Below are 14,403 nucleotides of genomic sequence, written 5' to 3' on the forward strand. Positions count from 1 at the left end.
TGAGCGACGCCCACTTAGAACAGAAAACAAACATTCGACAACCCAAGAGGGACCGAAATTCACTATTCGACCCTGTGCCGATTTGAACTTTTTACCGCCAAATGCCGCCGTTCTAAGCGATTTCAGACAGAGCTACCTCACGCTCATTACGCTGCCAGCTTTGGTATTTCTCGCTCAACCAATCACAGGAATCATTGGTTGCGCTTCCTCGCGACAATCCTAAGCTACAGAACACTACCTTAGCCGATGCAGCGACCTAGTGCGCCCGCGCTCGACATGTGTGTCCACCAAGACCGACTCCGAAACACGATACTCACGTTTACAGATGCAAAGAATAACTCCGCGTGTGTTGTTCTTAAGGGCAATTAACAACCACAAAGTAAAGACTCAGCTGACGATAAACTCTTACCTTGCATTTGTTTCGGGTATCCGCTACGCAAAGTAGCGGGGGAAGATCCAGAGCTGGGCTATTGGGAGACGTGCATGTCGACAGCGGGGGCTCGGCGCCGTGGCGTGCGTTTACTCTTTATAGGTTTGTTGGTTTGCGCGAGTGGGTGCGCTCCGCTCCGTTTTGAGGGATTGCAGACCGCAACAACAACCTATCCGGCGAGCCGTATTTCGCATTTCATCAAGGGAGAGCCTGCGCCAGATTACCCTCTTCGGAGTAGCGACGTCCTTGCTTTCAAAATCATTGGGCCGAATGGAACAAGCGAACCAATCGAGAAGGTGGAGGTCGATGGTGCTGACGAATGGCAGTCGGAAGCGTCTCCGGTCTTCCGTATTCCGGTTGCTCTTGCTGACGGTGTCTTGCTTTCTTTCCGATCGAAGGCACTTGATCCAAGTCCGGCGATCTTCAATCTGTCGCTCACAGGCAAGACATGGGCACAAGTCAGGGCTGCTGCAAATAGGATCAAAAAAGAGAATAATCATGCCCTCCCGTTAGGCGTTGAAAGCAAGCGGCAAAAACTCCGATTTTGGCTCGAGCCGGCAGATCAGCCGGATCTTTTAGCGGTCGGTGACACAGTTAAGTTGACGAGACGCTATCGAGTCGAAGTCGCATTCTCCGGCGAAGACAGTCAGTCGCACCCAGACCCGTATTCGTTCACACAGAGTGAGGCTTTCGACCTCCAAGTCGACGCGCGCGGACGGGTCCTTTTCCCGTCGATTGGCAAGCTTTCAAATCCGGTTGATAGGCCCAACGATGTGGCGGCACGCGCAGCTTTTTCCCAGCTCGAGCACTCCAACGGGGTTCTGCAACTGGCCGACCCCGGTCTGTCGATTGATCGACAACCGACGCTTGACGCACTCGCCGTCTGTCTGTCGCAAGGAGAGCTTTTTGATGAAAGTGATAGATCATCGCCATGTTGGAGAGCCGGGGTTCGCAGAGCACTTGCACCAGAAACCCAGGACGGCGCCGCTACGATTTCCGATCTCGTTTATCGCATGGCCCCTGCTGCGCGGACCTGGTCACTCGTCGATGAAGACGGCCGTCGAGTCACAATCCCGTTCTATTATGGTGCAACCGTACCGAGCATAGCGGAGCAAGAATACGAGAAGGCCTTCGGTAGGCTCTTCTATCGCGACTTCGCTCGCAGAGCCTACATTGTCGTCGTTCCGCGTAAGACCATCTCTTCTAATGCCGAAGCTCCCTTCTACCTGGAGGTTAGAGCCAAGCAAACACCTCCCACCGCCTTTCTCCTCCATCCCGGTGATACCGTGTTCGTCACGCGCACACGCCCTCGATCCAAGGAGTCCGAACCGTGATCGTAATCGAGATACCTGGCTACGCGGGGTTTGCAGAGCTGAGGAGCGATACCGGCCGGGTCGTTTCAGGTCGGCTGGACGGGCCCTTCCATATCTTTTTTCTCGGCCATCAGACTGGGACTGTTGAGTTCAATGGTGCTGGCGACGCGCGAGTATCCGTGACCGGAAAGCCTGGAAGTTACCGGGTGGCGCAAGCCCAAGCCACGTTATTTGTCTTCGCAGGCGAGATCGGTGATGCGACAAGCGCGCCTCGCCTGGCGGCCAGCGACCTTTGGATCGCAAAAAAATCGGGCACGTCTCGGGCTGCATTGGGCTTCGGACGCGCCTCTTTGTCTTTTGTTGGAAGTGTGGAGCCTGACCCGTCGGCGTCGAAAATCTGCAGTCCGAGCGCGGCGGGCGGCGGCTGGACGGAAACAGGGGTTGATAAGGTCCGCGATCCGGTCACCGGGCTCGTTGCCTTCATCGTCGAGCCCACTGCAAACGGCTATGAGCTTCGGTTTGGGTCTCGGGGCAACCAATTCAACATCTCTCATATCCAGGCAGCAGTGGTACAGGTCGGCAAAGACGCGGAACTGCGCCATGTTGTATCGGATCCTGGCGGCGGTTCCGTTTCCAGGACTGTTCTCGAAGGCGTCGCTCCCGACCTTGATAAGAAAAAGCAAATGTTCCTTGTCCTGCCGAAGGCAAGTGGACTGCAACTTCAAACGCAAGCCACCGCCAAGCCATCGGCTCCGAGCACGATTATTATCGAGAGTGGACTGCTGACTGTCGCGAATTTTCATGGGGGAAGGACAGTCGCGTCCGTCTTGGGAAAAGGCCTAGCGCAAAGCGCTGCTTTGGAAGGCGACGCAGGCCATTTCCAGTTCGCGCTTAGATTGCCGGCGACAGCTGGACAGTTGCCGCATGGGCTATTGGCGCAACTCACATTCACTGATCCCCGTGTAATAAGCGGCCGGAACTATTTGGCCATCTCAGAAAGGTTCGATGGATTGACTGTGGCAGGTCTTTCCAGCGTGCGAACATCGCGGGAAAGACTGGATTGCTCTCACGCAGCAGTCACGCTCAATGCTTCCGATAAATTCGTGCTGCGCGCCGGCCTGCGGCTGGAGTACCTTGATGGTTCAATCCAGCCGTCACCAAAATTGATGGCCAAGCAAAGAAACAATGGCAAGAGGCGCTTCGAAATGCCTGTGGGGGCCATGAGGCTGGTCTGCGGCGAAGCGTTCTCAATAGATACCAACGATGGTTTTTCCATTGCGGAGGCGAGGTTAGAGGGCCGTCCAAACGGTCCGGCAGGTGCGAGGGTGCGGGGCCGGCAAAATGTGTCCGAGAACTACGCCTCGTTCACCCTTGGGCGTGCCACTCCTATGATGTTCGATTTCAAGGCGTCAGGGATCGTACCACGCGAAAAGGACTGGCTTCAGACATTCGACTACGCGTCTGATCAGTCATTTCGCCTGCTCGAGCACCCAGGTTTTGGCTACACACTCCGGCGCCTTCCAGACTCATCGACGCCGAGGCTTTCCAGCGAGGAACAACGATACGAACGTCACTCGAAAACGGAGATGGTCGAGCATCGAGACGCCAATGGCCAGGACGTGCTTGCTGTTTCCACTTTAGTGGCTTCGCTTTCCTATCTGGCCATTCGATATTTTCAGGCGGCTGAGGGCGAGACGTTCATCGGCGAGAAGGAGTTCAAGATCAATCTTCGCCTGATCGACGGGAAAAAGCTGAAATCCTACGTCGAGAGCGCCGCGGCCGATGATATCCGTGTCATTTTCCGCGGCAACGAACCAGAATCGGTCACTGCGATGGACGATTTCATCAACGTGAATCTGAATGACGCCAGTCCCGGCGCTCGAAAAATCTTGTTCCCCTTAGGACCCGGCCTCGCTGTCTTGCTTCGCCAGACAGAAGGAGGCGTGACACAGAGCGCCTTTGATGTCGCAAGGGCGCGGAAAGCAACTGCGGCGTCCTTATTCGCATTCGATTTCAGTAATGTTGTCGGGCTCGGACTGGACTGGGTCAGCTTGGCAAGAGACGATAAATATCTTTGGCCCAGCTTATCGGCAGTCGATACGAAGGCGAGAGACCCCAGTCACTCGGAATGGAAGGGCTTCTTCTTCAGGGACTTTGCTCTCAACTTGAACATTCCTAGCGAGGCCCTAGCCCTTATCTATAAAGACTTCCCCCATCTGAAGAACCTGGTTGAGGCCTTTAACCAAGCGCTCGTTCTCGACTACGGTTGGCTTGATTCATCTGGAGCTTCTTGGTCTTCGAGGTTAGAGCCGGTCGAGCCCATTCAGCTTTGTGGCAAGGATCTCGTCAAGTACCTCAGCATTGAGGTTGAGGAGGCCGTTTTTCAGGGCTTCGCTGGAACAACAAAGAGAGCCGGCGCGAAAATTAGGGTGAGTCTACCCTTCCTTGCCGAGAACGATGGTGACGAACCACCGGCTCTCATTGGCGACTTCGATTTCAACTTTGGTGCCGATGACCCCTTCGGTCGCGTGGCGATGCGGGGCGGAGAGGGGCCAATTGCGACGAAAAGTATCCCCGGGTTTGACGAGGTTCGCCTTGCGGGCTTTTCGACAGACTTCAAAACTGCTCAAGCAGACCTTGAATTCACTCCATCTGACAAACTGAAATCACTTATTGATGCCTTCGACCTGCCGGAGGGCACGCCTTTTCAAGCGGCCGTAGCGTACAATCTAAAGGATGAAAAGCCTGGGGCGCTTTCCCTCGTGACGAAACACGAGATTCGCACAAAGCTCCTGGGCAAGTGGCCTCTGGTAATCCAGGCTATTCGTATTGAGCTCGATGCGGACCCGCGACTGACTTTTACCGGTCGCGTTGAACTGGGCCTTCCCAATCTCCGCAGCTTCGGGGTTCGCGTTCTATTGGGCAGAAAGGGGGATGACTGGGACTACCAGATCTTGCCGGAGTCGATCGAAGGGGAGCTTGGCTTTGCTGGCATCGGCGTAAAAGCGAAACTCGAGTGGCGGAATGACGATGAAGCCGACAGAGAATTCTGGGGCGAACTGACAATCTCCGGAGGTCCATTAGATCCAAAGACAAGCGATGGTGAGCCTTTCAGCTTGGCCTTCAGAACCGGCGCAGCGGGTGGCCGCCCATTTTGGATAGCGGGAAGTTCCTTACCTAGACTCGATCTCGGCGTGGCCTCTGTCGACGAGCCACTTCTTGTCGTCGGCCATGGCGCGGCGCTTGCGAATCTTACAGAGGTGATAGCCGACCCATCAAAAAATCTTAGAGTTTTGCGGGACAGCAAACCGGCTGCACATGGCACTGAGAAACAGAAGGGCGACCGTGCGTGGCTTAAGGAGTGGCAGCCTTCTGCGTCTATGGGCACTGTTGTCGCCTTGTCCGGATACCTGGAGTTTGATGAGCGGGTTGCCGGCTCCGCGAAGAGCAAAGATGACTCTAGCGGACGTTATCTGACAAACCTGATCTTCACAGATAACGGACAATTGCGTCTCGACGCTTGGCTCAAGCTCATGAGCTCAGACGCGCTCATGACCAGATTTTTCTTTGGACTCGACACCAAGGCGAAGATCATTTCGGCCGGCGCTCAACTCCCTGGCATCAAAATACCGGAAACCGGCAAAACCGAAATCGAGATCCACCCCGGGTTCGTGTTCGCAAGTATCAACTACAGTGGAGATCGGTATTTCAAGTACAGTCTGGGGTGGCCCGATCGTGTGGATGGTCCTGGTCTGGAGCGCGACTGGAGTAAGTCCACTAAAGTCATGTTAGCCGAAGCTTGGCCGATCAATACATTTTGGGGAGGCCTGCTCGTCGAATATCGTGAAGGTCAGTCGCTAACCGTTGGTATTGCCGTGCGGGCGGGTTGGACATGGAGTTACAAGGGTGGGGCCGCAGGCGTGGCGAGCGCTGAGGCTGAACTCGGCGTCACTCTCGGAGGGGTGCTCATCCTCACATTGGGCAAGCCGCAAGTTTTAACGAGGTTGCCGGCTCCTGCCGCGCACTTGCTGCTCACCCAGCGACCCGTACAAAACCTGCCCTTGTTGCCTTCTGATGAAGACGAAATCGCTGCAGCAGCGCTGGCTGCTGCTCCGTTTCTCGAAGCGTTGGATAGGCGTCTGATAGACCCGTTCGGGCTGCCCGAGTTGCATTTCACGGCCGAGCTGTACGGAGACCTATGGGGACGCGGAAGCGCTGTCTTTATGGGTGTGACAATCGCCTCCGTTAAAGTTGCAGCTTACGCGCGGTATGCGGTCACCGGAAATACCCAAGAAGGGATTAAGACGATGCGCTCGATCACCGGCTACAAGGTCGAGGTCGAAATCCTCTGCGTCCGCTATGAGGCTTGGGTCGAAGTCGAAGTATGGGTGATCAGGAGATAGAACAATGGCACGTAGAAATCGTCTGATCCGCCCTGCTGCCGAAACCGACCCATCAAAGATCTTTGTCATGTCGGCGCTACGCCGCGCTGGCTCCAGCTATGGGTTCTCGATACGCTGGATCCTTGGCGCCAATAATGAGAAAGACCATCAGGCGAACGACCTGCCGGGCGCGGATGACTACTTTGAGGTTCGTCTTCGACGACTGAGCGCGGCCGGTGGGTTTCTGCAAGCGGATGGGCAGACCTGGGCTCCAGATGATCATGCCTTCATCGTTCGACCTTCCCCTTACGCGATGATCGACCCGCCGCGCGAGGTCGCTGATATTCCAGGTTCCTCTCCTCCCGGCGAACGCCAGTGGCTTTCCGCTGTCGTTCCGACCGAGCCTGTTGATCCCACGCCTGACAACTTGGCGACTCCCAGCGGTTCGCTTGCTCTTGGCGTCATTCACCTCTTGAAACACACAGACCGTATCAATGTTGCCACGAAGATCCTAGGCATCTTCCGTAGGGCAATTCTTGAACATGCCACTGTCGCCCGAATCTTCGATACGGACGTAGCTCTTGCCGAATCTGCACAAGCGGCAGCACTTTATCTAACTGAAGCGGCTATGCAGGGACGGCCGAACGCGTACGATCTTGGCCAGCACGTGGCCCAACTCGCTGCCTCCGTTCAGAACGGCTCTTCTAATGGGATATTCTCGGGCGGGCGTCTTATTGCCACATCTGCTGCCCAGGGATGGCGCCATCTTGCCGCGCTTGCGGCACTGGCCGCGGATCAAGCAGCAATTCAAAATGGACTCGATGTAAGGGACGAGGCCGAACGCGTCCGCTCTCAACTGCGGCTCCGTAGTTTGCAGGGAGGGCGAATGATTGACTTCTGGGCGAATGGTCAGACACAAAATCCTCCAGAAGCGGACCGCGGTAAACAGCGAATCGCAGCGCAGCTGTTCGGGTTGGGCCTTGATGTCGGGAATTTCTCCGAAGCCGACATTCATACCTGGCGGAATCTTCCGCAAGGCTCCTCGGATGCCGTGCTCATCGAGGTGCAGCATTTTGCTGTAACTCACCAAACATCACAGTCTCCGTTCCTGACGACTGACAGCGCTTTGCCGCGCTTTGTCACCCGTAATGTGACGGAAGGTTACGAACCAGGTACATCCCTTCTGAGTAAGGCTGGCCTGGATTCAGCACTGAACACAGGCTCATCCAGTCCTCCGCCTGTGCCGCAAGACGTCAAGATCAATTACGATCTCACCCAGCAATGGATGGACGCCGATAGACTTTCCAATAACCTTGATGTCGGCACCAGCGTGGCAAAGGCGTATGCCACCGGCGATGGACGCCTGGAACTCCTCATCAAGAGGGCTCCCGCCGCTGATAACAACGTGATGGGTTTCAATGTCTATGGCGTATGGGAAGGTGCTTCGTCATCAACGGATCGGTGGTTTTCCGGAGCAGAGCCCGCCGATTTGGCGGCGCTAAAGCCTTGGTTGATTACCCGTCGATATTCCCTGCTGCGCGATCTTACCGGTGCTCTTCCAAATATCAATGGCGTGCTTCACCCAAACTTGAATGCTGAATTGCAGGATCCGGCCTGGCATCCAGCGATGATTCGTACGTCGTCCGTTGAAGACCGAACCCCCGAATCTATGCCTTCGGTCGCTGATCGAGAGCAACCACTTCCCTATGAACTCAATGCCGGCTACGCTACCTGGTCGTTAGACCTTCGGCAGGGGATGGGTTCTGGTGCTAGTGCTTCAAAAGTAGGATGGGATCCGGGAGCACCTGTAAACACATCATGGAATCCCTATTACTGGCGATTTGATGACACATCTCGCCCTCCCGCTCGTGCGCGCCCTCAGAGATATCGCTTCTGGGTCACTGCAGTTGATGGCCTTGACCAAGAAAGCTCGCCCGTTCCTGTGCGAACCGCCGATCCGGATGTTGGAGAGGTGGAGACATTCATTTTCTCGCCTCGCCATCGCACCACGTTACCGCCGCCGCCCAAGGGCGACCGGGACGATATCGCGCTTGTTCTGGCAAAGGATAGGGGCCAATTGAATGTTCAATTTTCGGTTCCTAGGGAATTTCATCTCGGAGGATACGAGACTGTCGGCGTGCTACCGGCCAAGATCATGCCAGAGACAATTGTCGCGACCGTAATGATCATGCGCCGGCGCCTGGTACGCCGTGTCGAGCCGACAACTGAGCGGCCATTGAGCATTGCCACAGATCATGCCTTGTTCTCCTCACCGCCGTGGCAGGCCGCTCTACGAAGTTTGGAGCTCGAGGGATGGACCCGTTGGCGCGCGACACAGACGGCGCCTCCAAATGACGGTAGTCCGGTCAAAGTGTCATTCGCGTTGGACCACCTCGCGCACGGATTCGAATATCGAGCAATTGTGGGCTTTTCCGTTGTCGAGCGCTATAAGCCATTCTGGCAGCCCTCGGTCGCGAACCGGACGGTCCAGTCGACAGAGAAAGTAAACGGTGAGTTTCGCGCTGCCAAGCCGAAGTATGAAGCCGAATCCCCGGCAGACGGCGCCGTAGCACAGTCGCCGTCCCTTGCTGTGCCAAATTTTGCTCCGGCGCGGAGCGCGGAGGCTGCGCACTCGATCTTCATATGGTCCAAACCAGTTTTGCCCCCACCCTCGATGGATCGTGACCTCGTTCTCTTGAGGTTACTAGCGAATCCGGTTGAAGACGACGGAAGCCCCAAGACGCCGGAGGTGGCTGCGTGGCTCGCCGAAGGTTTGGGTTATGGTCAGGCGCGAGTTGCGGAAACAGCAATGCGACGTTTGGAGTTCGGATCAAATCCGAAGCCAACGGAGGATCAATGGGAAATCGTGCGCGATATCATTAGTCATGACCTAAAGTCCTCGTCCGCCCATCTGAAGCAGCACACCCTGGTCGGCTTCCGTGGACTCCAACTGCTCAACTGGACCTACACGCCGCTTGCAAGGCGCCTCCCTTCACTTCCCAGCCGAAGTTCGGCCAATGTCCAGGCCGACGCCACTCTCTTTCGATTGTACGCGGCACGCGCTCCTCAGCGTGCGAATTCAGAGCAAGAGGGTGCGCTGTCCCTAAAAGTCTTGGATCGCAGCGCCAACACCCTTTTCGTAGCCGAACAGACCGTGGATGCGGCACTCGCCAACCTGCTGCTCTCGGGGCGTCAGCCGGTACTGGTCCGTGTTGAGTTCGAGACCGGTCTAGTCGCCTATGGGACGGCCTTGCGTTTCAGAGGGAAAGATCAGACCAGCGTCAATCGGATTGACCTCCAATTTTTCGAAAATGTGAGGCTTCCCAATTCAAAGACTCCCGGCCGGTGCTGGGTTTATCTCGGCACACCCGTTGTCGACATCTGGAACCACGATTTCGATAATACGTCCGAGTTTAAGTGTTTTGTCCCCATTGGAGGGGGTACGGAAGAAGTCGCCGTTTGGTGGATCGCGTCGGTTTCCGCACAGGAGGTGGCGGCTCCCATAGAGGAGTGGCCGACTGTCTTTAGGAAGCTGCCAGCAAGTGTGAAGCCTGCGCCGCCACTCGCACCTCGCGTGTGGAGCGTTCGTTCAAGCACAGAACCAAAGCTTACGTCCTCCACGGATCAGCGCTGGCGCCCCAAAAAGCTCGCGGATGCGTCTGCCGCATTCGAAGCACGTCTATTCGTTGCTTGGGACGAGGAGGCATTCCCGGCTGGGTCTCTCATCGAAATTGATCGGCAGTTCCGTCGCGTAAATCAGGCTCGAAAGTTTCGATCGTTCAGTGAAAATGGCAAAGAATGGAAGGCCCTCAAATTTATCGAGTCATCCAAGGACGGGCAGGCTCTCAGACGTGAATGGGTTGATCTCGCTGCTCTACGATGGTTGCTCGGTGAGGTCGTGGAGCCGGATGACGACGCCCCCCCGCCAGAAGAGCCATTTGTATCCGCCGTAAGCGGTCTGGACCCAGCGCATGGTTTGACAAAACTCGACGAGCCGGCAGGTAAACTCGCCAGTCCAGCGCTAATCGATTACTTCGCACACGATAAAATCAGCCTTATGGATAGCGACTTTGAATACCGATATCGGATTCGGGTCGCACAGCCCGTAACTTCAGAAGCTCCACCCGAATGGCGATATTTGAGGTCTGAATGGAGCGCTTTTTCCCCGTTTGTGATACCCGTGCGGCCAGAGCTTGAGGTCACACAACTAGCCCCTGCCCGTAAGGGACACGGCGTCAATCCGCCCGTTGTGCAATTTCAGTTTCGCGTGGAAACTGCCGATCAGGGAGCAAGTCTATATCGAGTGCTGCTTCAGCGTCGTATTAGTTCATGGCTACTCTCGTCGCCTGGGGATCAAGGCGCTTCCACGATCTCATGGCGCGACATCGGATCTATTGTAGATATCCCTGCAATCAAAGGCACCGAGGCTCTTCTGATCGATGACGACCTCGAGCGCGAATCGGCGGTCGGCGCTCTTCAATTGAGCTACAGATTGCGGGTCATTCACTACCTCGTAGGTGAAGGCGGAGAAGTGGAGCGTCTTTTGCGCACGACCAACAACGGAACAATTCCAATCGCTGTGGAAGTCCCTGAGCCATCAGAAAATCCGCCCCAAGATTGGACTGTCGTGGTACCGGTGACGTTGCAATGACTGAAACGGCCTTTGATGAGCCGCCAGAATGGGGAGACGCTGAACGCAGTGTCTTTCTGCAGGTGCGGGCGTTCGTCGCTGACGCTGCCGATGTACCGTTGGAGAGAGTAACGCCAGAGGTGAACCTTTTCGATGACTTAGGCATCGATTCTCTTGGCTTGCTTCTGATCCTGATCAATCTCGAGGAAACGTACGGGCTAAAAGTGCCTGGAAACCTTGAGGAGCTTGGACCTCAATTGTCGACTCCCTCGTCTATCGTCATATTTGCCTTGGACGCCGCGGCATCGAAGGGGGCGGATGAATGACTTGGAAGTCAGAAGAGTGGAAAACATGGCTTCCATATGGTGAGGCCTTCCGCTTTGTAGACGAAGTCCTAGAACTCGCTCCGCCCGACCTGATTATCACTTCGACGAGTTTTGCTGCTCACAAAAAGCTCGTCGACGCGCATGGCGTCGCTGGAGGTCCGGTCCTGCCTGGCGTGCTGCTAGCTGAACAAGCCGCTCAATCGGCCTGGCTACTTGGTAGGCGAATTGGATGGCTGCTGCCTACCGATGCTGCGTTGCTGGGAAGGTTGAATTGCAGCTTTGACGCTCCTGTCTCGGCGCGAGCAACCGTAGAGGCAGAAGTTCGACCAACTATCATCACGACGGACTCTGCAGGCTTCCGCGCCATACTGCGAGTGGACGGAAAATATGTTGCGAAAGTTATCTTAGCCGTGAAGAAATATTCGGGGCATCATGCGTACTCGACTTGAAATCCAGGACATTGGTGCTGTTACCCCGCTTGGCTCAAGCTGGATTGAAACTTGGAAGGGGCTCCTTGCCGGAGAGTCTAGGAGTTCAGCGAGCGAGTATGGTCTTGATGTGTGTGTCAGTATCATCGAAAATTTGGAAAGAAGTATAGACGCAGATGGTCGCGGCCCCACCGCCCGGCTAATGCATATGGCCTGCGAAGAGGCATGCAGGGGACGAGAGCCACCTGAAAAATTATGGGCAGCGAGTAACCATGGCGAAGCTGACTTGGCGGCGCTGACTTCGTCTATCCATACAGTGCCGCTTTCTTCCGAGACTTTCGGTGCGAGCACCGCGACTTGGCTGAGTTCGGCTTGCTCGAGCGGTCTGCATGCTCTTTGGTTTGCCTATCTCAGTGCGCAACAAGGCGTTAGACAGTCTGTTGTGGTAGCTGGGGACGCATTGAGCCGGATAGGTGTGGCCGGCTTTCTCAATGCTGGCGCCACTGGTATCGAGTTGTCTTCACCGCTACGTCAGTCGTCGGCAGGTATGCGCGTTGGGGAAGGCGCCGTGGCGCTCTCCCTTGCCAGCGAACGTGCCAGTGAAAAACCAAGAATCATAGGCATGGCAGCGACTTGTGATGCCGGCCATCCTACCCATCCAGACGCGTCTGGTGCTTGGCTCGAAAAGGCAATACGTGATGCGATCGAAATTGCAGGTCTAGCCCCAAGCGACGTTGAAGCCGTAGTCGCCCATGGAACAGGAACGCGTGCGAACGACACTGTCGAGACAGAGGTTTTGACGCGAGTCTTTGGGGCCCAAAAGGTGCCTGTCGTCTCTGTGAAAGGCGCTGTCGGACATATTATGGGGGCGGCTGGGCTCTTGAACGTCGCTGTGGCCGCAGAGGCTTGGCGGTCGGGGCTTCTTCCTCCAACGCTTGGCGACGGTCTTGCATGGCCTTCAGTCCAGCTTACGACCCACGGGCAGCGTATCGAAGCAAGAAAGCCGATCCTCGCTACGGCGAGCGGGTTCGGCGGCAATAATGTTGCAGTGGTGGTCGGAACATGATCACAGCCCGGTTTGTGAACGCGCTGGCTGGATTGTCTCCCCAACTTCCACCTTTTTCGATTTCGGCTCTGACGCCGATCGCGACCGACACCGCAAAAAAACGCCTGCTTGCAATTACACAGCTTCGACACGCAAGATATTGCTCGCTTGCGTCGGTTATGGGCGAAATTGCTGTGCGGCAATTGCTTCCCTGGGCGCGTGGAAATCGGCGAGCCATTTTAACAGCTGGTGGAGATCTTCACATGGAAGTGGCTTCAACTTTTGCTCAACGACTACAGGAGGCCGGTGCGAACCGCCTTAATCCGATCATGTTTCCACACACTCTGCCGAGTGCGACGGCGACGACGCTTGCAGCGCAATTTAATGCGCATGTCTGTGCGGTTGCGGTGGAGGGAAGTGGAGCGTTTGGTCGCGCTTGGCACTTGGCCGAAATGCTAATATCGTCGAAATGTGCAGACGAAGTTTTGATTTTCACTTGCAGATCGGGCGAGAGCGCGAGGGGAGGTCACTCGGGTCATATGACCGGTATAGGAATGTTGCTGCAAGCATCTTCCGCAGAAGCAGATTCTCTCACAATACCCTTGGGCGCCGCCAGGGGATTTCACGCCGGTGAGCCTGCCGCTGAAGCAGTGCGGTTTCTGCTCACATATGCAGCGCCCGTTTCCAGCACCTAGCAAGTTGTCGAAAAAGCAGGCACGAGGTGAGTGCATTCTATTCTTACTCGCCTAAATTCGGGCTGCACTCAGAACCGTGTTATCCTGTTGGTTTTAAGTCGTAAGTCTCAAGTGGCCAACAAACAGCGTGTTATCACTGGCCGCTATTCCGAAAGCGCGGGGAATATTGCGCTCCACCAGTCGCAGGAATCGTTGGTTGCGAGCCCCCGCAACCAAATCTACGCCCATTCAAAAAGCGCCCTCCGGGGCGCTTTTGCCGTTTCGGGCCCCTCACGCAAACAATCCCGGCAGGAAGGCGGCACGGCGGGCACGCGCAGATCCCCGAACCTGTCATCGCACGCCCGCGCCCGCGCGCCGATCGAACCGGCCGTGCACCACTTGCCCCGTTGAAATCATCCATTTTGAAATAAGTTCTGGCCCATCGAGAGGACCAGAGAATGAAGCGCAACCGTTTCGCAGACGAGCAGACGATCGGCATTCTAAAGGAGCACGAGGCGGGCACGCCGGTCTCGGAGCTGAGCCGCAAGCAGGCCGTCAGCGATGCCGGCATCTATAAAATGGAAAGCCAAGTTCGGCGGCATGCACGTGCCCGAAGCCCAGCGGCTGAAGGCGCTGGAGGATGGGAACACGAAGCTGAAGCGGCTTCTGGCGGATGCCATGCTCGACAATGCTGCTTTAAAAGACCTTTTGGAAAAGAAGTGGTGACGCCCGCAGCAAAGCGGCGAGCTGTCGCACATCTGATGAACCAGCATTGGAGGAGCGAACGGCGGGCGTGTAAAGCCATCGGCTTTTGCCGGATGACGATCCGTTACGAAACCAGCCGCGCTCTTCTAGGGGCGTCGGTTCTAGGATCGACGGTTGAGACCATGCCAGGCTGGGGCATGGCCGCATGACAGCGCGGCTCAACGATTTTAATCCGTCCGTCCGCCAGAAAATCTTGGCCGATCTTTGGAGTGCACTCTTTCAAGAGGAGTCGGCTCTCGGCGATCCCGAGCCTCAGGTCCCCCGGACGGGGAGGGAGCGGCGCGTCCCTGGTAGGGCGCCGGCCATAGGAACTTTGTCTGCCCCCATCAACAGCGCCGTCGTGTAACTATCCAAGTCGCTTCAACGGATCCTTGGACTTACGCGGTCGCCGATCTGATTTGTCATTTGGA

The 14,403-nt window shown here is 56.2% G+C and carries 8 protein-coding genes; all 8 read left to right on the plus strand.

Features of this window, described 5'->3' with window-relative positions; translation table 11 throughout:
• Window positions 1-483 precede the first annotated feature (483 nt).
• The 8 genes from RHIBR816_RS0109260 (at window position 484) to RHIBR816_RS33880 (ending at window position 14,142) form a co-directional block, all read left to right on the plus strand.
• Window positions 484-1,764: a hypothetical protein gene (locus RHIBR816_RS0109260; RefSeq protein WP_026186803.1), complete on the plus strand. Its 1,281-nt coding sequence runs from the start codon at window positions 484-486 to the stop codon at window positions 1,762-1,764.
• Window positions 1,761-6,146: a hypothetical protein gene (locus tag RHIBR816_RS0109265; protein WP_018236247.1), complete on the plus strand. Its 4,386-nt coding sequence runs from the start codon at window positions 1,761-1,763 to the stop codon at window positions 6,144-6,146. The genes RHIBR816_RS0109260 and RHIBR816_RS0109265 overlap by 4 nt, the downstream gene beginning before the upstream one ends.
• A 4-nt stretch (window positions 6,147-6,150) precedes the next feature.
• Complete coding sequence (locus RHIBR816_RS37455) at window positions 6,151-10,776, plus strand: hypothetical protein (RefSeq protein WP_157628151.1); 4,626 nt, start codon at window positions 6,151-6,153, stop codon at window positions 10,774-10,776.
• Window positions 10,773-11,081 carry a phosphopantetheine-binding protein gene (locus tag RHIBR816_RS0109285; protein WP_018236251.1) on the plus strand — a complete coding sequence of 103 codons (309 nt, stop codon included), beginning with the start codon at window positions 10,773-10,775 and terminating at the stop codon, window positions 11,079-11,081. Before RHIBR816_RS37455 ends, RHIBR816_RS0109285 begins: the two co-directional genes overlap by 4 nt.
• A complete protein-coding gene (locus RHIBR816_RS0109290; protein ID WP_018236252.1) occupies window positions 11,078-11,530 on the plus strand; it encodes a hypothetical protein in 453 nt (150 codons plus the stop codon). Before RHIBR816_RS0109285 ends, RHIBR816_RS0109290 begins: the two co-directional genes overlap by 4 nt.
• Window positions 11,531-12,131: 601 nt before the next feature.
• The gene (locus RHIBR816_RS38985; protein WP_052522681.1) at window positions 12,132-12,575 is read left to right on the plus strand and encodes a hypothetical protein; all 444 of its coding nucleotides are present in this window, start codon (window positions 12,132-12,134) and stop codon (window positions 12,573-12,575) included.
• Window positions 12,572-13,249: a hypothetical protein gene (locus tag RHIBR816_RS37460; protein WP_157628152.1), complete on the plus strand. Its 678-nt coding sequence runs from the start codon at window positions 12,572-12,574 to the stop codon at window positions 13,247-13,249. The genes RHIBR816_RS38985 and RHIBR816_RS37460 overlap by 4 nt, the downstream gene beginning before the upstream one ends.
• A gap of 437 nt (window positions 13,250-13,686) precedes the next feature.
• Window positions 13,687-14,142, plus strand: a complete 456-nt coding sequence (locus tag RHIBR816_RS33880; protein ID WP_371259047.1) for a transposase — start codon at window positions 13,687-13,689, stop codon at window positions 14,140-14,142.
• Window positions 14,143-14,403 lie beyond the last annotated feature (261 nt).

Origin of the sequence: Ensifer sp. BR816 (genome assembly GCF_000378985.1) — a bacterium.
Classification (GTDB): domain Bacteria; phylum Pseudomonadota; class Alphaproteobacteria; order Rhizobiales; family Rhizobiaceae; genus Sinorhizobium.